This window comes from Pseudomonas sp. IT-P395, assembly GCF_949767675.1.
GTDB lineage: Bacteria > Pseudomonadota > Gammaproteobacteria > Pseudomonadales > Pseudomonadaceae > Aquipseudomonas.
This window is the reverse complement of the sequence record NZ_CATKPW010000059.1, coordinates 191,911-212,107: the sequence shown is the minus strand read 5'-3', so window position 1 is coordinate 212,107 and position 20,197 is coordinate 191,911. Positions and strand designations below refer to the sequence as shown.

The window sequence follows — 20,197 nt, the reverse complement described above, 5'->3', positions numbered from 1 at the left end:
GCTTTTCGGTCAGGAATTAAATTCGGGCTTTTTTTTAGACCGAATTCAAGAGGCCGCGGAGAATACTGACTCAACGGCCAGGTCTCAAGTGCCCCGCAACAGAGCACCGACGACAGGTATGGGGCACGGTTGCGGGCCATCTTAAAAGTGCACCTTGACCAGCAGGCTGGCGGTGTTCTGGTTGGTGTCGAAGTTGTGGGTGTTTTCGACGCCGTATTTATTTTTCCAATAGCTGTATTCGGTGCCGACATACAGTTGCTTGTGGCTCCAGCCCAAGGCTTTGCCCAAGTCATATTTGATCTGCGGATTGATGTGCAGGTTGGCGTGGTAGGTGCCGCGCGAGTTCTCATCGTTGTCGACCACCCAATCGAGGTAGCCGTCGATCAGCACATCGGAATTGCCCAGGGGAAAGCTGTAGGACCAGCCGGGGGTGATCTGCCAGACGCCGTCACCGGGGCGTGGGCCTTCGGTCTGGCGGCGGAAGATGTTCAGGGTTACGTAGTTGAAGCCGGGCACCTTGAGGTCGAAGCCGGGGCCGATCAGATAGGCCTCGCTGTCGCCTTCGCCGTATTCGTAAGTCATCGCCAGCAGGACGTCTTTGATCGGGCCGAACTCGAGTTTCTGGTCGAAGATCTTGCCGAACGAAAAGCGTGGGGTGAATTCACCGTAGAAGGCGTGCGGGCCTTTGTTCGCGTCTTCCTTGCCGTTGTAGAAGATCTTGTCGACGAACAGGAAGTTGTCGCCGTATTTCCACTTGTCGGCGTGCTCGAAGGTCAGCGTCTGCTGGATCGACGGGTTGATCGCGAAGTTCTTGCCGTACAGGTAGCTGAGGCTGTTGGTTTGCCACAGCAGCAGATCGCCGGCCATGGCCTGACTCGCGGCCAGCAGGCCGCCACTCAACAGAACGTTGGTTTGCGTGCGAATCATCTGTTGCTCCCTCTTGTTTTTATTGTTTGAGGCGCAGAGCTGTTGCGCGCCCTTGTAGGAGTGAGCCTGCTCGCGATAGCGGTGAATCAGTCAACGAATCTGTTGAATCTGATAACGACATCGCGAGCAGGCTCACTCCTACAGGGGGATAGCGTTTTTCAGTTAATGCTGGTGTGCGTGGCAATCGTTAATGGCCGCACGCTCTTTGCCGCCGAGAATGTTGAACAGCAGGTTCAACGTCAGCGCGCTGAGCGTGGCCATGGCGATGCCGCTGTGGGTAATCGGGCTCATCCACAGCGGCAGGTGCGCGAAGAATTCCGGGCGTACCACGGGGATCAGGCCCATGCCGATGCTCACCGCCACCAGCAACTGGTTGCGACGGTCACCGATGTCGGCTTCCTGGAGAATCTTGATGCCGGTCGCGGCAACCATGCCGAACATCGCAATCGCCGCGCCACCGAGTACCGCTGGCGGAATCGACGCCACCAGAAACGCTGCTTTCGGCAGCAGGCTCAACACGATCAGCAAGCCACCGGCAACGATGGTCACCGAGCGGCAACGTACACCAGTCATCTGCACCAAACCGATGTTCTGCGCGAACGAGGAGTGGGTGAAGGTGTTGAAGAAACCAGCGACAAACGAGGCGCCGGCATCACACAGCAAGCCGCGACGTAGCATGCGCGGGCAGACTTCCTGGCCGGTGATCTTGCCCAGCGCGAGGAACATCCCGGTGGATTCTACAAAGATGATGACGACTACCAGACACATCGACAGGATCGGTGCCAGTTCGAATTTCGGCATGCCGAAATGCAGCGGAGTGACGAACTGAACCCATGGCGCGTTGGCCATGCCGCTCAGGTCGACCATGCCAATCGCGCCGCATAGGATGTAGCCGAAGCACATGCCGATCAGTACGGAAATGTTGACCCAGAAACCGCGCATGAAGCGGTGCACCAGCAGAATAGTGCCCAACACCAATGCGGCGATGGCCAGATAAATCGGTGAGCCGAATTGCGCAGCGGCAGCGCCACCACCGGCCCAGTTCACGGCCACGGGGAACAGCGACAAACCGATCGAGGTGATGACCGTGCCGGTCACCAGCGGCGGGAAAAAGCGCACGACCTTGGACATGAACGGCGCGATGAGCATGCCGAAGAAACCGGCAGCGATCGTCGCACCGAAGATGCCTTGCAGACCGATACCGGGCATGCCGGCCATGGCGACCATGCTGCCGACTGCAGCAAAACTGGCACCCATCATCACCGGCATGCGAATGCCCATCGGGCCGATGCCCATGGACTGGACGATGGTGGCGATACCGGCGACCAGCAGGTCGGCGTTGATCAGGAAGGCAATTTCTTCACGACTCAGGCCAGCGGCCTGTCCAATGATCAGCGGCACCGCGATGGCACCGCCGTACATCAGCAGAACATGTTGCAAACCGACCAGGATCAGTTGCAAAAGGGGCAATCGCTGAATGGCGGGTGCGTCGGGGATGCGCGCTTTGGACAGCTCGGACATGCAACACCTCGGATCTTTTTATTCTTGTGATTAACAGCTGCCGGGTTGCTCACAGCTGTTTATTTGCATCAGGTAAAAACCGCGTTGCGGCGAATCGCTGGCAAGCCAGCTCCCACACAGGCAGTGCAAAACCCTGTGGGAGCTGGCTTGCCAGCGATGCTTTTACTGCTTAGTTGGTCTGTGCTCCCTGGGCGATCCATGCACCGATCAGGTCACGTTCCTGCTGGGTCATCTGCGTGATGTTGCCCAGTGGCATGATCTGCGTGGTGATGGCTTGCGCCTGGATGCGTGCCGCGTTCTGACGGATCTGCTCAGGGGTGTCGAGCATCACACCCGCCGGAGCTGCGCTGAACAACGGACTGGTTGGTTTGGCCGAGTGGCAAACCGCGCAACGTTCTTGAATCACGTTGTGCACTTTGTCAAAGGCCGGACCTGCGTTGGAGGCTTGCGCCGGTGCTGCGGCAGGGGCTGCCGGAGCAGCAGGTGCCGCCGCTTCAGCCGGTTTCAAGCCACCGCCCAATGCCGTTTCCGGCAGCGGTTGGTACTCGATTTTCGCTGGCGCCTTGGCCACTTCCGGCGCGGTCGACATCGGCATTGGGCCGGTGACGTACGCCAGACTGATCATGCCCACCGCTGCCACTGGCAGGGTCCAGGCAAACTTGTGGCTGTCATGACGGGTGTTGAAGTAGTGACGCACCAACACCGCCAACACCGCGATCCCGGCCAGGATCAACCAGTTGTACTGGCTGCCATAGGTGCTCGGGAAGTGGTTGCTGATCATGATGAACAGCACCGGCAGGGTGAAGTAGTTGTTGTGACGCGAACGCAGCAAGCCTTTGGCTGGCAGCGCCGGATCCGGCGTGCGGTTTTCGGCAATCGCCGCGACCAGTGCGCGTTGCGCCGGCATGATGATGCGGAACACGTTGCCGACCATGATGGTGCCGATGATCGCGCCGACATGCAGGTACGCACCACGACCGCTGAACACTTTGCTGAAGCCATACGCCGCGCCGATGATCAGCACGAACAGAATGAAACCGAGCAGAGCAGGGCGTTTGCCCAGGGCCGAGTCGCACAGGAAGGAGTAGATGAACCAGCCGATAAACAGCGAGCCGATACCGATGGCCACGCCTTCAGGGCCGCTCAGGGTGCTGCCCGGAGCCAGCAGGTAGAGCGTTGGATTGGAGTAGAACACCACGCACAGCAGCGCGATCCCCGACATCCAGGTGAAGTAGGCTTCCCATTTGAACCAGTGCAGGTTCTCCGGCATCGCCGGCGGGGCCAGTTTGTATTTTTCGAGGTGATAGATACCGCCACCGTGGATCGCCCACAGGTCACCGGCCAGACCGGTTTTCGGGTTGACGCGGTTGAGGTTGTTCTCCAGCCAGACGAAGTAGAACGACGCGCCGATCCAGGCCACGCCAGTAATCATGTGAACCCAGCGCACGCTCAGGTTCAGCCATTCCAACAGATGTGCTTCCACAGTCTTTACCTCTCGCCTGTCACTCTTGTTGTCGAGTGATCAGACCTTCTCTTATTGGTGGGGGGCGAGGATCAAACGCTCATCCTCTTTGAAAAAATGCTCATCGCAGTTATTGCCTGTGCCACTGCGATCAACCACCAGGAAGTCATCCCGCTTTTCGATCGTCAGCACCGGGTGGTGCCAAACGCCGCGATGGTAATTAATGCCCTGCCTGCCGTTGGTGACGAAGGCGCGGACCAAGCCTGATACAGGTTCATCGCCAAGTGGCGCGACCACGATCAGAAAGGGGTTGCCGAGCAGCGGAATGAAAGCCTGGCTGCCCAGCGGATGGCGTTCCAGCATGCAAACGGTCAGCGGCATGTCCTGCGCGTCGGCGCGGAAAATGCTGATGATCGCGTTGTCCTCAGGCTGAGCGGTTTCGACCGTCGCCAGTTTGTGGAAGCGCATGGTCGAACCGTTGTTGATCATGAAGTGATCGCTGCCGTCGGTTTCGATCACGTCACCGAAAGGGGCGAAGGCTTCTTTGGTCAGCGGTTCAATCGTTAGTGTGCGCATGCTGTTCTTCTTTTCGTTGAGTGATCGTTCCCACGCTCCGCGTGGGAATGCAGCCCGTGACGCTCCGCGTCACATCCAGAGTGGACGCAGAGCGTCCAGTGATGCATTCCCACGCAAAGCGTGGGAACGATCATTGCGTTGTTATTTAGCGACCTTGCCGAGAACGCGCAGGCGGCTCACACCACCATCCGGGAACACGTTCAGGCGGATGTGAGTGATCGGGCCCAGTGCCTTGATCTGCTCGACGAAGGTGTGTTCGGCGTGCATCTCCAGCTTCTGGCTTGGCAGCAGTTCACGCCAGAACAGCGATTGGGTTTCGATCTGGCTGTCAGTACCGCCCTTGACGAACGCGCCCTGGATTGAGCAGGTGTCCGGGTAGTTGCCTTTGAAGTGCAGGGTGTCGACGACGATCTTCTCGATCTCGCCCGGGTGACCCAGCGCGACGATCACCCAGTCATTGCCCGGCGTGCGACGACGTGCAGTTTCCCAGCCGTCGCCCATGTTGATGCCACGGCCCGGGTTGAGGATGTTGCTCATGCGGCCGAAGTGTTCGTCGGAGCAGGCGAGGGCGCGGCCACCATTGAGGGCTGCTGCCAGATCGACTTGCTCGTTATCGCCAACCGCCGACCAGTCGCGGAACGGGATGCCGTACACGCGCAGACGGGCTACACCGCCGTCCGGGTAGATGTTGAAGCGCAGGTGGCTGAACGCTTGGTCGTTGCTGATTTCGTGGTAGTGGTGGCTGTTGCCCTGCAGCTCGACGGCCGACAGCACTTCAGTCCACTGGGTGTTTTCATCAGGCTCGCCCGACGCCAGGAAGCACGCTTCCAGAGAGGCCGATGGCGGGAAGTTGCCGGTGAAGAATGAAGTGTCGATGTCCACGCCTTTGATCGAGCCCGGTACGCCCAGACGGATCACGGCGCTGTCGAAGCCTTCGAAGCGCTTGCGGCGCGATTCCCAGCCGTCCATCCACTTGCCGTTGTCATCGAACACGCCCTCCTTCCATACGGCCGGGGTCGGTTGGAACAGACGATTGGCGTCTGCGAACCAGTCATCGGTGACCGAGATGATTTTGGTGCCCAGACGGGCATCGGCCAGGTTGACGAATTTTTCGAAAGGTACGGCGTAAGCTTTCATTCTTCTTGTCTGCCTTTAAAAAAGTGGCTGGGGATGCTTGCAAGACCCTGGGTGCTCTCCGCGTCTGATGCACTCGGGTCAGGCTTCGCTAAAGAGTCAGTAAACGGAACAGGGCGATCTTGTTGATCTCCGCCAGCGCGCATTTGAACTCGGTGTCGACCGAATTGTGAATACGCGTTTCGAACGCCGCGAGGATCTGATGCCGGTTGCTGCCTTTTACCGCCATGATGAAGGGAAACTTGAACTTGGCTTTGTAGGCGTCGTTCAGCTCGGTGAAGCGCTGGAACTCTTCGGCCGTGCATTGGTGAATACCGGCGCCAGCCTGTTCATTGGTGCTGGCTTCGGTCAGTTGGCCCTGGACGGCAGCTTTGCCGGCCAGGTCCGGGTGAGCGTTGATCAGCGCAAGCTGGCTGGCGTGATCGGCGCTCAACAGGATGTCGCTCATGCGCTGGTGCAGGGTTTCGATCTCGTCGATCGAGGCATCTGCGCCCAGGTCGTAGGCCTTCTCGGCCACCCATGGCGAATGTTCATAGATGTCGGCAAAAGCTTTGACGAAGGCGTCGCGGCTCAGGCTCGACGGTTGCAGGGTTTGAAAGCGGCTCATTTGGCGGCCCCTTGGTACGGGTGGGTTTCGTGCCAGTGACGCGCGATGTCGACGCGACGGCTGAACCACACCTGTTCATGACTTTTGGCGTATTCGATAAAGCGTTTGAGCGACGCGAGGCGACCCGGACGGCCGATCAGGCGGCAGTGCAGACCGATCGAGAGCATCTTCGGTGCTTCAGCGCCTTCGGCATAGAGCACGTCGAACGCGTCTTTGAGGTATTCGAAGAAGTCGTCACCCTTGTTGAAACCCTGCACTTGGGTGAAGCGCATGTCGTTGGTGTCGAGGGTGTACGGGATCACCAGATGCGGTTTGCCGGTCGGGTTGTTCGGTTCCCAGTAGGGCAGGTCGTCGTCGTAGGTGTCGCAGTCGTAGAGGAAACCACCTTCTTCCATGACCAGGCGACGAGTGTTCGGGCCGGTGCGGCCGGTGTACCAACCCAGTGGGCGCTCGCCGGTGATTTCGGTGAGGACGCGGATCGCTTCGAGCATGTGCTCGCGTTCCTGCGCTTCGTCCATGTACTGGTAGTCGATCCAGCGGTAGCCGTGGCTGCAAATCTCGTGGCCGGCATCGACCATCGCACGGATCACATCCGGGTGGCGCTGAGCGGCCATGGCCACCGCGAAAATGGTCAGCGGAATATCGAATTCCTTGAACAGTTTCAGGATCCGCCAGACGCCGGCACGGCTGCCATACTCGTAAAGCGATTCCATGCTCATGTTGCGCGCGCCTTGCAGCGGCTGAGCGGCAACCATTTCGGAGAGGAAGGCTTCGGACTCTTTATCGCCATGCAAAATGTTGCGCTCGCCGCCTTCTTCGTAATTGAGTACGAAGGACAGGGCGATGCGGGCATTGCCCGGCCAGTGTGGGTGAGGAGGGTTACTGCCGTAACCGATCAGGTCGCGTGGGTAGTCAGCGCTCACTGCAGTCTTCCTTCTTATTCGTTGACAGATTGGTGTGGCGGCCTGGCGGTGAATTAACAGGCTGGCGTCACAGCGATGGGCTGATTGTATACAACTTTATTCGCAATTTGTAAGCCTGAATTTTCGCATTTTTCACCGACTGTCATCTTTTCCTGCTATTGGCGTGAGCCTGCAAGAAACCTGCCTGACCAGTCAGCTAATGGATAGGAGGTGCAATGAATTGGCGTGTTGCTGGCAGAACGCGAGGAAACCCCCGAATGGCGGGGGTGATGTGAAAAATGTCGTTTTTATTGTGTACAATTTTTTTGAAAAGTGTCTTAATCAATCGCTCGCCGCAGCTTTTCGTGCTCCGAATCGGTGCGGTCTCCTTTTTATCTGACTTCGGGAGGCGCGAGGTCTGACTGCTCCGTGCAGGCAGGCGCGCAGAATCAATGGGACGTTTGACTACACACGTTTTGGACGCTGCACACGGTTGCCCGGGCAGTTCGATCAAGGTCGAGCTGTACCGCGTTGAAGGTTCGCACCTGGAATTGGTCGCCAGTGCCGTCACCAACAGCGATGGCCGGGTCGATGCACCGCTGCTGCAAGGCGATGATTATCGTACCGGCGTTTATCAGGTTCAGTTCCATGCAGGCGATTACTACCGCGCCCGTGGCGTTCAGTTGCCGGAACCGGCATTCCTCGACGTGGTTGTGCTGCGCTTCGGTATCTCTGCCGAACAGGATCACTACCATGTTCCTTTGCTGATTTCGCCGTACAGCTATTCCACGTACCGGGGCAGCTGACCCCCAAGCAGCTGCCCCCACCGGGAAGCGACTGCGCATATAGCTTCTTTGGTCTTTCGCCCGCTCACACTGCGGGCTTTTTTTATGCCTGTATTTTGTGCATGGCCGCGCGCCCCGGAGAACTCTGGAACGCGCGGCTTCGCGTTCGGGTAAGCATTAACGATAAGGTTATTCAGCTGTGTCGGCTGACGACAAGGTTGTATTCGTGAGTTGGGAGAGGCTCGTTGGTGCCCAGCAAAAAAATTATCCTGTTCGTGTGCAAATGTTCCATCAGGTCGTCGTTGATCTGGGCGTCCATGTTGTCGACAAGGACTCTTTTTTTGAGCCAGGTAATTGGGTCGGAGAGAAAAACAGTTTTGTTCTGAATCCTGTCCATGAACATGATGAAAATATGGTCGACACCCGTTCGCTTGATCAATAAGGCATTCCCCTGGCTGGCGCCAAAATCATGGGCAATGTAGTAGCCATGTGCGCTGAGAAGATCTTTGAAAAGTGTCCGCGTTGTTCGGCGACCCCTTTGATGTTGTGAGCCGGATAACAGCTTCGGATTGAAGTCGATTCTTTGCAGACCTTCAGCGGACGGGAGCGGCACACGCGTGTAGCCATTTACGTCGGCTGCAAGCGGCGAGAGAAGCATCAGCGGGTCGCTCAAGTCTTGACGAACGACTCTGTTATCGCCCACGAACATAGAACGATTTTCCCAGTACTTGAAAGTCTCGACCAGTGCACTGATCCCGGACCCGGTCAGTTCATTGGAGTGACTGGCCCGATTGAACATTTCCTGTGCGGCTTTGCTTGCAGAGTGATCAGAAAGGAAGGGGAACTGATCGCTGACATATTGGGCCAGGCTTTTTTCAAATGGCCGACTCCCTACAATTTTCCATGCTTCACTGCCTTGCGCCGTCCAGTCCGCCGACTTCACCACCCCCCTGGGTTGTAACTCAGGATTGGTCAGCAGCAACTGTTCAAAAGCATCGAAACGATAAGCAGAGAATTGAGGAGGCTTGATGAAGGCAAAACCGTCAGAGGCGTAGGTAGGCTGGTCAAGTAGCGCAAAGTGCTTGCCGCTGATTTCCACGGAGACGCCGGCTGGCGGTTTCGTTGTTCCCCAGCCTTTCCATAGTTCACTGATGCCCATAAGTACGAAGGGATCCAGAGGATCACTGTCTTCTGGCAGTCGAGGGCGCTTGCTTGGGCTGGGGCCGGGTTTTTCTGGCTGAGTGAGGCCTGGAGAACTGTCTGGCTTCGGATCCTGCTGCGTATTGGCGAAGGCCTGCAACTTGCGGCGCCAGACGAATTGCCCTGGAATCTGCTCGAACGTTATATCCGGCACATTGGTCGTCGTTGCAGACGCCAGTTTGTATTCGCCTTGTTCATTCCTGCGAACCAGGATGGTTCCGTCGGCGATATCGACATAGATTCTCCCGCGCGGTCCTTTGCGGATGCCGTCCGGGGAGCCTTGCGCGGCAGGAAGAAGGGCCGCCAGGTGCGGGTCGACGAGGGGAATCGCGTGTGACGGTTCGGTAATCCGTTGCGCCGATAGCTTCCTCTGTCTGGATTGAGCCGTGTACCACTGGGCCTCGACTCGCCACAGTGGCAGGCCAACGATTTTTTTCAGAATCGGTGGTGTCACGCCTGGCGCTGCTGGCCAGGGAATCTGATAGTCACCGGCTGCGTTGCGTTCAATCCGGTAATGGAGGCCATCTTCCAGGTGCGCGTAAGTCTGACCGCCCGGGGCCACGAATAATCCGTCGACGGACTCGTGCGGCCGCAGCAGATGGGTTTGTAAAACCGGCAGGGATATTTCGGCCAGTCTGGCATTGGCTTCGGTGATTACCGGGTCGGTGATGTGACTCACCACTATATGTGGGTAATCAGTTACTTCGCTGCCAGACGGAGTGGAAGTGGATGGCCCCGGCAGTCGATTCGTACCTGGCGCAAAAATGTTGGAGCCGCCAGGATTCGTTCCGCTGCCATTGCCAGCGTTAGACCTGTTGGTCGTCGAGGTATCGGGCGACGCAGGGCGAACCGTGGTCTTTGTGGGTCTGGTCATTCAACTTTCTCTGAGCGATTCATGGTTTATTCCTCACTGTTCTGCTCAATCACCGGTCTTTGAAAATGAACAGCGTTGTTTGCCCCAGAACATCTGTCTGGGTTCCACCCAGCAGGTAGCTGATCTTTTTATCTTTGCTGTAAGCCGACAGCGGCTTTGGTTCGCTGCTGGATGTTTGCACCACGGCCTCACTGCGCTCGAAACGCTCAGGCTGAAGTCGCTGCAACCTCCCGTTAATAAGAGGAGGCAGTTTCAGCACAAATACGTGGTCGATTCTTTCCCGGTAAAAGAGCAATTCGTTCTCGGCAAGCGTGTTTGTCGAGTGGTTCAGCACGTACCCGTCATCCTTCAGCAGCTGACTGAACAGCGTGCGCAAATTGGGCCCGGTTGGCGCCGCGGCGTACTCGTTCCAATGCCGGGAAAAGCGTCCGGGATCAAAATCCAGTCGCATCAAGCCTTCACCCAGCGAGGAGGGAATCGCCAGGGTTTCTTCCGGTCCGTAAAGAGGCCGTAACATCAGTAACGGGTCAGCCAGTTCTCGACGCGGCGCTGTGTGCTGATCCCTGTTGGCCCAGTAACGAAACACTTGATTCATGAGCGCCAAACCGGGGGCAATGATGATTTCAGATCGGTTTGCCTGATTGAACATGGCTCGGGCGAGTGAGTTGACCGATTGATCCGACAGGTATTTGAAGGTTCTGGAAATGTATTGAGTGAGCGGCATCTCAAAAGGCACGACACTGTCCAGCACTGTCCATTGGTTGTTCTGTTTAACCGCCCACTTGGGCTGCAACGACGGGTTTTCCCGCAGCATGTATTCGAAGGTGTCGTACAAGACGGGTGAGAACAACGGATGTTGCAGATAGACCAGTCGCGGGTTGGCACTCATGTTCTGTTGCATCACCCGGTAATACTGCCCGTCTATCTCGATATGATGGCCCACCTGTGGACGGACACTCTGTCCCCAGTTTCGCCATAACCCGAAACTCAAGTTGATCGCCTCGGGATTGGCGGACAGCAAGCTTTCGGTCAGCGCTTGGCTGGCATCTGTCCCTTCTTCCTGATGCAGACGCTTGCCCGGGACGGCCATGGGCTCCGGCGTATCGTTTGAGGCTTTGCGTTTTTCCTGTAGCGAACGCTCCGGTTCAGAACCGGTTTTGCGGCGCCACAGTCGCGTCCCGGGAATCTGTTCGAACAATAATGCGGAGGCATCGCGCACGGTCGCAGAGCTTTGCTGATACTCACCGTTGGCGTTTTTTCGCACCATGACGGTTCCTTCGGCCGTATCGATATAGGTTTTGCGGTGCTTGTCGTAGCGGATTCCGTCTGGCGTCTGCCGGGAGGGGGAGAGCAGGGCCGCTGCATCGGGTGCCAGGTAGGTCGGCTGTTCCGCAGCAAGACTCTCGGCGGCGGCTGCATTTCGCCGGTCACTTTCCGAGTTGTGCGCCAGCCAACCCGGCCGTTCGAACGTCCAGACGGGCTGGCGTTCTGTTCTGATCAAGAAGGGGCCAGGCAGACGCGGGGAGAAATTGAAGGGAATCTGATAGCGGCCATCGTGCTGCATCTCGACCAGCAGATGGCCTTCATTCTCAACACGGGCATATAACTTGCCATCCGGACTGGTGAACAGACCGCTGTCGTGATCCAGCCGTTGTAGCAGATGGGCTTGATCGGCAGGCCAGGTGATTGCTCGCAGTGCTGACGCAACTTGCGCTGAGTAGGATGCAGGCATGTCGTTGACCTGCACTGACGGGGGCTGCGCCGAGGCGTCCGGCAGCGCTGCGGGGAGTGTTGTGGTTGCCGGTAGTCGGGGAGATGTGTTTGCCATATTTGGGCGAGCATCGGGCGCAGTGACCCCGGCCACGCGCTTCGGTGGTTTGACCATTGATTTGAACTCGGTGTATGGAACAAGAGGTTTTATTGAGGCTTGTCCACAAAAATCTGCGGACAAGTTGCGCAGATGCCGGGTTGTGTATTCACCCTTCTCTAACAATGAACAGGGTCGAGTTATCGGGGGAAATCTGTTGTTTGCCGCCCACCAGATAAATCACTTTGTAACTTTTGAGATGTTCGGCCAGCGCCTGTCTGTCCGCTTCGCTGAGTCTGCTCTGGAACTGCGGGCTGGCAATTTCGGAGCCGACAACGGAGTAACGAGGTACAGGCGTCTGCGTAACAGGGGTCAACTTCAATACGAAAACAGCAGCGACGCCTTCTCGGTGAAAAATCATCACGTCTTCGCCACTTGGATGCGGGTGTCTGTTCGGGTTGATGCTGTAACCGCTGAGGCCAAGGATTCTTCCGAATACGTCGCGTGTGCTCGAAGCACTCGGCATCGAATCCAGTTGCTGGACGTCGAAGTCCAGACGCTGCAAACGGCTCGAAACAGGCGCCGGCAAAGCGAGCAGCCCTCCGGCGTATTGGTCATTGTGCCGGGCGGGCAAAATGGGCAGTAGCATCAAGGGGTCTGAAAAACTGGGGTGGGGCGAGGTGTTGTTGACTCTGTCGGTCCAGTGGCGCAGCGTCAGCGTCAATGCTGAAAGTCCACCGGCATCAATCCCTTGAGGCGTGGACACACGCTCAAATACAGCTCTGGCGAGGTTATTTGCCGAGCGTTCGGACAGAGAGTTCAGGGCGCTGGATACATATTGCGTTGCCGACATTTCGAACGGCGCGTGGTTGTCCAGAACCTTCCACTGGCCATTGCGTTTCAGCGCCCATTTCGGCTGTATCGAAGGGTCATTGCGCAGCATGTTTTCGAATTCGTCGAAACCTTGAGGTTTAAACCTCGGGTGTTGCAGATAAACCAGATCGGTGTCGGCGCGTAGAACCTGCCTGACCAGCGGATAGTGCAATTTTTCTATTTCTATCGACTCGCCTGTTTCCGGTTTGGTGGTTTTTCCCCAGTTTTTCCACTGTGCTACCGACAGATCCAGTGCAGCCGGCCGCTGGGCTGACAGACGTTCGATCAGCACGCCTGTCGTCGATGCGACATCGCTTTCCTGGACCGGGTATGGGCGATTGCTCGGACCGGGTAGAGCGTCGGTCGTTTCGGTGGATACTGGGTCGGTTGCGGCTTGAAGGCGGTGTCGCGGCTCGTCGATTTCACGCCACTGTTTTGTCCCCGGAATCTGTTCAACCCATTTACCTGTCGGAGACGCTTCCCCGGCGTGTGTCTGACGCCAGCCATCCGCGGTTTTGCCGACCATGACCATGCCGTCGTGCATTTCGACATACGCTTTCTTGTACTTGTCGTAGCGAAAACCTTCTGCGGTGCCTTCCTGAAGTTTTAGTTGGCTTGCCGATTCGGCATGGATGAACACCGGATGTTGCACACTCGCGCTGGTGGCGGTGCTTGCGGCGGCTGCCTGCTGGCTTTCGCTGAAGTGCAGGGATACCCAATCGGCGGCACGTGATGAACCTGAGCTCTCAGGGAAGTGGTGGACAGTGATTGTGGGGCGCGGGGAAGTCACGTCCGCCAAGGGGTGGATAGTGACCGTTTGGGGTGACGTTACTGCCGGTAAGGCAGTTGAAGACGCGCCGGCTGCGCCAGGCACATTGTCGCCGCCTGGGCCAGGATGAATGATTTCCCCGGCCGTAGCTCCGAGAGGATTGCCTGACAGTTCGACGGGGGTTGCGGACGCGTCGGGCGAAAGCGTACGCGGAATTTTCTTGGGTGGCTTGGCCATTGAATGACTCCTTTGGATTGTTTATCCAGTCGTTTGCATCGGGGTGGGGAGCCATGGTCGGGAAAAGATCATCCGGATGTGCGGTACATATGTAATGTCCTGCCAGCATTTGCCGCAGGATGTTGCGCAATCCGTCGGATGTGTAAAAAACTCTCATCGACGCGCTGCCGACGAGAGTTTCGCATCGGCCTTTACCGCTCTCTGAAAATGAACACGGTTTCGGGATTCGACTGCACCCTCAATACGCCACCGATCAGCCACACCACTTTGTTCTGTGCCGTGGCGGTTGTCAGGGCTTGCAACGCGTCGGTGCCAATCCTGGCCGGCAAGCTCGGGTCTGCCAGCTCATTGCCTGGGGTGTGGGAAAAGCCGACATGTTCCACTGCGCCCAGTTTCAGGAAATAGATCTGGTCATGGGAGTTGCGCCGGAAAACCAGAGTGGGCATGCGATGCTCATAAGTCAGAGGAAAGACGTCGTAGCCGCTGCGTACCAGCAAGGCGCCAATCAGACGCCTGAGGTTCAGATCTGTCGGATAGGTTTTGTAGTGATTCCATTCGACGGGAAAACGCGTTGGATCGAAATTGAGCCGTTGCAGCTCGCCGTCGACCTGGGAGGGCATCCGGATGATTTTTTTGCCGTCGCGATCAATGGAGGGTGCCACCTTCAGCATATTTAGCGGGTCGGCGTACGCTGGTGTCGTGGGAAACGGCCGTTGCTTCCACTGATGCAAGACGGCCTGAATATTGATCAGTCCGGTGCCGGTAATCACAGGTGAGTTGTCCGCGAGTTCAAACAATCTCTTGGCGACGGCATGTGCAGTGGCATCAGAAAAGTCGGGAAATGCCTTAGCAACCGACCGCGATATCGGTTCATTAAAAAAACGTTTACCGGGGTTTATTTCTCCCGGATCGTTACCTAGGCGAAACGTTGCAACCGGCTGCAACAAGGGCGCTGTATAGAGCATTTGGTCGAACGCCTCGAAGCCTGCAGGCGTAAAGTCTGGATGTTGGACAAAGTAGACTTTGGGTGTGCGGTTGGAGCCGACAGGCACAATCGGATAATGAAACCAGCCGAGTTGCACGGACTCCACCAGCGGTGGTTTGTTCAGATGGCCCCACGGTAGCCAGAAAAGCGGTGTTTGCTCGGTCGGGGCGCTCGCGTCAAGGCGCATTGGCAGAACTGGATCTACAGGTGCGTCGAGCCGTGGTCGTTTGCTTGGGCCTGGTTGCGCTTCGTCCGGTTCGGCAATCGGTCGAGACGTGCCGGCAACAGGGTTTTCTTTGGTGGGTGAGTTCGGGCTCTTGCGGCGCCAGAGTACTGTTCCGGGAATCTGTTCAAAAAAAATATCGGGAGATTCCCTGCTCGTCGGCGAGGCCAGTTGATACTCACCTTGTTGGTTTTTACGGACCATGACCGTGCCTTCTGCCGTATCGACGAAGGTATGGTTGAGCTTGTTGTAACGCAGTGCATGCGCTGAAAGCTCTGCACGGGTCAGCGTATTTGCGTCTTCGGGCGCAAGGTAGGAGAGGGGGGGCGGGGTGACAGGTGTTTCGGTCCGAGACGCTGTCGATTGCCAGCCAGGGCGCTGGATAAGCCAACTGGACTGGCCTTCTGTCCTGGTCAGTACTGGCCCGGGAACACCGGGCGCAAAGGTCAGAGGAACGTAATAATTGCCCTGCAAATCCCGTTCGACGACGAACCGGCCTTCGCTGCCGATTTGTGCGTAGGTCCGCTGATCCGGTCCGGTGAACAAGCCGGTATTTTCTCCAATCGGCGTCAGTTCGTGCAATCGGTCCTGAGGCCAGGCAATTGCACTGCGGGCGGTCCTGTAAGTGTCGGGTATTTCGTTGACGATGACGGCGGGCGGTCGATGGGTGGAGGTGCCAGTGGCGTGTGCCCCGCTGGTTGAATCGACGCCAGACAATGGGGTGTCGGGCAAGGTTGGGGTGACGCGGGTGCCCGAGCCTGGCAGCGCAGGTCTTGTTGTAACAGTTGTATCGGCTGGTGCTGTCACCGGAACTTTCTTGGGTGGTTTCGCCATGTGAAATTACTCATTGAGGGATGATGCGTAACGCACGGAAGTGCCTCGCCGCATTTTTCAGGTGCACTCGTCTGCATTCCGGAAAATCCAGGTTGGGAAAACGATGGAGAGGTTCGATGACTTACACTTCGGTGCGCGCGCGTGTTTTCGGGTTGGCCTGATGTACGGCGTGCAAAGTTGCAGGCCTATGCATCAAGGGCGGCGGCGTGAAGAGGGTGAGATCTTGATGGTTACAGCGGACCAAACACTGAGTCGGCGAGCTTCAACTGATCTACTTTGCTTTTGGTTTTTTTGCTCGTTGTTTCATCAGTGCTGTGTTTGCGATCAATGGTCGAAGCATTGTGCTCATCGCTTTCAAAGCGCATATCTGTGATGACGACGGCGTCAGTAATTTTTGCTGTTGCCAATGACGCTTTGCGTACGGTGGTGGCCATCTGAACTTCCTTGTTCTGGCAGGTTTTTGTCAGGCGAGGCGTGATAATACGATCGATTTTTGAACGCTGTATATCAACGGGTTGTTGCTGTGTATTGCGCGCGGCGGGTGCTGCTGGAAAACGCAGCCTGAAAACAATAAACCGGCCCGAGGGCCGGTTTATTCAGGCGCTGACGTCGTTTGGCCAGTGGTCAATTATCGGGCAGTGACAGTGGCGGCACCCGCTTTGACTTATGGTTGCAACGATTGAAAATTTCCAGCTGCGAATAAGTTATTTGCCGAGATTTGTTACTGTCCAGAATCCATTTACGGTTCGCCAGGTTGTACTTCAACCTGCCTCGAGTACCGTCGCTCAATGCAATATTGCGCACGTACAGTTCGCGTTGAGCAAGCGCGGAAAATTCCTCGGGCAAATCTTCCATCGTAGGCGGTTCAAAATATCTGGCGTCGAGGCTGTCGATATAAATCCGGTCGAAAGTCAGGTCTACGGTATGTATCACGCCTTTTGGTCCGATGACAAAAATCTGATCAATCAGATCGTCAGGACCGTACTGCGGTAGATGCAGGGTGACCGTTCCGATGTACAGCTGATTGCCGGACAATACGATCTTGAAATCTTTGATTTGCGTCGCATCGATTTGCCAGGTGGATGAGTTGTTCAACCGAATTTTGGCTGTCGCCAGACCGCCCGGCGTCGAAATCCGTATCACCCTGTTCTCGCGCAAATGTACCGTATAGGTGGCACCTGCCCCTGCAATGTTTTCGATCGCAGATTGTTCGGTTAAAGGCAAGAACCTGACACAGGAAGAAGCGTGATCCAGTTTCTCCGGGTAGGTTTCGGGTATTTCGAAAACCGCGTTGTCGTGGGTTCTCAGCGGGAAAAGCAAGTTATGGCTGGTCAGTGTATTGGCGACAACGCTGTGTTTATAGTGTGCCGGAGGTACGGCGTGCTCCTTTTCCAGGAGCAGCGTATGGGATTTACCATCACGAAATACCAGCTTATAGCCATGGGTAGAGACGCTGGCTGCGAGGTTTTTCAGGGCAGCATCGAGTGTTGTTTCTGAATATTGGCCGACGCCGGCGATCTGCAACAGGCTCTTGCCGAAGTAAAACAGAAAATCACACGAGACATTGATCTTGTCCTTGTCCGCTGCTTCGTTCATCAAAATGGCGGGGGTGGTGGCAAAAGCAACATGCGCACTGGTCATTTCGGCATAGTCGAAATCAAGAAAGATGCGGGTGCCGTAATTGGAATCGGGGGAGTTGCCGGTTATGAATTGAGTGTGCAGGTTGTAGCGCTGAACGTAATAGTGGGTATTTTGTCGGGTGGGTACATTGCACACTGTTGCGTGGACAAAGGTCGTTGGTTCAGGGCGTCCCTGCTTGGTCTTTTCTGCGTTTATCTTAACGGGATCATCGTGTTCGATTGTTTCAGGCAGATCCGGTTTCAGGTGATATCCATCGCGAGTAATGATTATTAATTTGTCATTGTGCAAAACCCGACGGCCGTCGGTTTTTTTGTACACGTTATCGATGACTATCCTGCTTCGGCGGCCGTAATGAAAGTCGAAGCTCACTTCGATGGAAAGACGACATCTGTCCACCTCCCAGTGCTCGATCTGGTCCATTCGCCAGCCCAACGATATCTTGCTTTCGTCTACGCCATCCTCCGAGATGAGAACTGAACCCTCCGCCAATTCCACGTGATAAAAATCCACTCCCGATTCACCGAATGCCGTGGCGTTTGCCTTGTACATATAAATCGAGTCGTCACCGTCGCCAGCGTTGATGGTATCCGCGCCTCTCGAGATGATCACGTTGGCGGCTGCGGTGCCCGTGACAATGCTTCTTCCGTCTTGCAGCGTCTGAACGTTCTCAAAGCTTTCGAGCAGCGTCTTGAAGGAATACGTCTCGCCATCCACTACCGACGGGTCCGGGTGCGGCGTATAAATTTGCAAGGTACCCGCCGCCAGATCGATGTCGTACCCGCGGCCGGCGATCGGATGCGCCTGCTTGCCATCCATGATCAAGGTGTCGCTGCCGGCACCGCCCTTGAGTCGGGAAAACTCACTGTCTTCGCTGTATCTTGCCAGTTCATCCGCCGCATTCTGGGCAATGAACCTGTCATCTTTATTGCCCCCCGTGAGATCCTTTATGCCTTCCGTGTAATAAAAGGCATTAGGCTTTTCCGCGACACCGGTGATGGTGTCCTTGCCACTACCGATCAGCCACAAAATGCCTTTGGTTTCCCCCGGCGTTCCCAATACGGCACCAGGGGTTTGGGCCGTTACGCCGTCGCGAGCATCAATGGTATCGTCAAGGCCGACCACCTCAGGGACGTAGACAATCGGCATGGTTTCGACTCCCCACCAATGCTTTACGCGCTCGCGTCTTTTCTTCAGGCGATCTTCATAGCGGCCATGCACGACGGCTTCGATGGTGTCCTTCTGCGTCTCGTTGAGTATCTGGTTGGCGCTCGCTTGCATTCGTTTGGCGGTTTCGATTTTGGCTTTGGCCAGTTCGTAACGATTTTTGATGTCCTGGTCTATGTCCATCAACGGCACAAAGGAAAACCATCCGGTGCGCCAGCGCTCTTCAACGGTGAGTTCAATGTAGTCATCGATTTCATCCACCATGCGTACGGCACCGTAGACCTGCGATCCTATCGCCATCAGCGCACCTGCCGCGAGGCCGACCGGGCCGGCGAAGGAAAAACCGGCCATGGCGGCGCTGCCGAGAATGACGGTCATGGCGGCACTGGCGATGTTCAAACCGCCGCTGACGTAATGATCCATGGCCTCTTTGCCGGTTTTATTGCTGGCGGCATTGAATTCTCTGACGGCGCTGTAGATATCGAACGGTAATGTCAGTGCACCGCCAATGAGTCCGCCGGAACGGCCCAGGCGGATCCCGGCACGGGTTTTGGTGAAGTCACTCAAGGCGCCACTGCCGGCCTCGATCATGCGCTGGCCGACTTTGGTCACAGCGACGTCGGTGATAATCGAGGCCACCTCGGTGCCGATACCGATGCCGTTGAAAATGACTTCATCCTGATCATTTTTCTTCACAGCATCGTAAATGCCGCGAATTCCCATGAATATGCCAAAAGCCTGAATTCCGACACTGGCGCCGATCATGGAATGGTTCTTGATGATGAGCCAGCTCGGGTTGCTGCGCTTGCTTGAGTAGGCCAGGTGCAAATCGAGGGTCTGGGCCGACTTCAACAGGCGGGCCATTTTTTTTGCGTATCCGCCATCCTCGACACTTGTCCCGATGTCCTCGCTGATGACCGGCGGGGCAGTGGCCGGACGCAGACTGGCGAGTTCGAACAAAAAGGAAGGCAGCAAATAGTCATCACCGAACGTGGAGACTTTCATGCGCTTTTCGATGGCGGGATAACTGAGTTGCAGGGCGTTGACGAACGATCGACTGGGTCTGCGGAACTGGGTGTTATGGCCGGTCAGCGGCTGGCCATCGATGGTCGCTCCCAAGGCATCCAGCGCTCGGCGTGTCACGGTGTACGGACCTATCTTGAACGGTCCGAACAGATCGTCGAGCATCTTGAGCTGACCGGGCTTTCGTTGGCCGGTCGAGTCAGACGTCTTGCCCGCATCATCGGCTCCCGTCGCTTCGAAGTCGATTGTCTCGGCGGTGCGTTCATTGGTTTGCACACCGATGTCCAACACTTCGACGGTGTCATACTGGGCATAGTGGCCTTTAACCGGTATGGGTTTTGACATTGAAACATCCTTGTTCAATATAGTCTGCAGCATGCAGGGCAACGTTGCAGATAGAGATATAACTTCATGTAGTGCGAGTAAAGAGCTGATGTGTTGCAATTAAATAAGTGAAAGGAAGTCAGCGCTTTGAATAATTATGAATCTTCTTATTTCAAATGAGAGTTACTTGTCGTTTTCCATCCAGAACACACTAAAAAATCAAGTCGCCATCGTGATACGACCTTGTCGTCGGGTTGACGCAGTAACTTTTTGTTTCGCAGGCAGGGTACACAAGTGGCGACAGCGACCTGACGCCAGCGGGATTTTTA

The 20,197-nt window shown here is 56.4% G+C and carries 14 protein-coding genes; 1 reads left to right on the top strand and 13 read right to left on the bottom strand.

Annotated features, from left to right (window positions below):
- Positions 1-141: 141 nt before the first annotated feature.
- The 7 genes from ACM6IN_RS26195 to puuE all read right to left on the bottom strand — a co-directional run bounded on the left by ACM6IN_RS26195 (position 142) and on the right by puuE (position 7,150).
- A complete protein-coding gene (locus ACM6IN_RS26195; RefSeq protein WP_016982869.1) occupies positions 142-927 on the bottom strand; it encodes an outer membrane protein OmpK in 786 nt (261 codons plus the stop codon).
- Between the two features lie 162 nt (positions 928-1,089).
- Positions 1,090-2,448, bottom strand: a complete 1,359-nt coding sequence (locus ACM6IN_RS26190; RefSeq protein ID WP_007913967.1) for a nucleobase:cation symporter-2 family protein — start codon at positions 2,446-2,448, stop codon at positions 1,090-1,092.
- Between the two features lie 169 nt (positions 2,449-2,617).
- Positions 2,618-3,931 (bottom strand): urate hydroxylase PuuD, encoded by a 1,314-nt coding sequence (locus ACM6IN_RS26185; protein WP_007913971.1) that lies wholly within the window; start codon positions 3,929-3,931, stop codon positions 2,618-2,620.
- Positions 3,932-3,982: 51 nt separating this feature from the next.
- Positions 3,983-4,486, bottom strand: coding sequence for an ureidoglycolate lyase (locus tag ACM6IN_RS26180; RefSeq protein ID WP_016982872.1), 504 nt, complete (start codon positions 4,484-4,486; stop codon positions 3,983-3,985).
- A gap of 141 nt (positions 4,487-4,627) precedes the next feature.
- Entirely contained in the window at positions 4,628-5,623 is a 996-nt protein-coding gene (gene alc, locus ACM6IN_RS26175; protein ID WP_007913974.1) for an allantoicase, read from the bottom strand.
- Positions 5,624-5,711: 88 nt separating this feature from the next.
- On the bottom strand, positions 5,712-6,227 hold the full coding sequence (uraD, locus tag ACM6IN_RS26170) for a 2-oxo-4-hydroxy-4-carboxy-5-ureidoimidazoline decarboxylase (RefSeq protein WP_007913979.1): 516 nt from the start codon (positions 6,225-6,227) through the stop codon (positions 5,712-5,714).
- Positions 6,224-7,150 carry an allantoinase PuuE gene (puuE, locus tag ACM6IN_RS26165; protein ID WP_007913981.1) on the bottom strand — a complete coding sequence of 309 codons (927 nt, stop codon included), beginning with the start codon at positions 7,148-7,150 and terminating at the stop codon, positions 6,224-6,226. Before puuE ends, uraD begins: the two co-directional genes overlap by 4 nt.
- Positions 7,151-7,581: 431 nt before the next feature.
- Here puuE and uraH point away from each other — a divergent pair, with 431 nt between their 5' ends.
- Complete coding sequence (gene uraH, locus ACM6IN_RS26160) at positions 7,582-7,935, top strand: hydroxyisourate hydrolase (RefSeq protein WP_007913983.1); 354 nt, start codon at positions 7,582-7,584, stop codon at positions 7,933-7,935.
- A gap of 172 nt (positions 7,936-8,107) precedes the next feature.
- On the opposite strand, the gene ACM6IN_RS26155 is transcribed toward uraH, so the two are convergent.
- The 6 genes from ACM6IN_RS26155 to ACM6IN_RS26130 form a co-directional block, all read right to left on the bottom strand.
- Positions 8,108-9,988 carry a hypothetical protein gene (locus ACM6IN_RS26155; protein WP_414916969.1) on the bottom strand — a complete coding sequence of 627 codons (1,881 nt, stop codon included), beginning with the start codon at positions 9,986-9,988 and terminating at the stop codon, positions 8,108-8,110.
- Positions 9,989-10,037: 49 nt separating this feature from the next.
- Positions 10,038-11,720 carry a hypothetical protein gene (locus ACM6IN_RS26150; RefSeq protein WP_414916968.1) on the bottom strand — a complete coding sequence of 561 codons (1,683 nt, stop codon included), beginning with the start codon at positions 11,718-11,720 and terminating at the stop codon, positions 10,038-10,040.
- Between the two features lie 244 nt (positions 11,721-11,964).
- Positions 11,965-13,674: a hypothetical protein gene (locus ACM6IN_RS26145; protein WP_414916967.1), complete on the bottom strand. Its 1,710-nt coding sequence runs from the start codon at positions 13,672-13,674 to the stop codon at positions 11,965-11,967.
- A 191-nt stretch (positions 13,675-13,865) separates the two neighbouring features.
- Positions 13,866-15,716 carry a hypothetical protein gene (locus tag ACM6IN_RS26140; protein WP_414916966.1) on the bottom strand — a complete coding sequence of 617 codons (1,851 nt, stop codon included), beginning with the start codon at positions 15,714-15,716 and terminating at the stop codon, positions 13,866-13,868.
- A gap of 230 nt (positions 15,717-15,946) precedes the next feature.
- The gene (locus tag ACM6IN_RS26135; protein WP_007913998.1) at positions 15,947-16,150 is read right to left on the bottom strand and encodes a hypothetical protein; all 204 of its coding nucleotides are present in this window, start codon (positions 16,148-16,150) and stop codon (positions 15,947-15,949) included.
- Positions 16,151-16,340: 190 nt separating this feature from the next.
- Complete coding sequence (locus ACM6IN_RS26130; protein ID WP_414916965.1) at positions 16,341-19,889, bottom strand: calcium-binding protein; 3,549 nt, start codon at positions 19,887-19,889, stop codon at positions 16,341-16,343.
- Positions 19,890-20,197 lie beyond the last annotated feature (308 nt).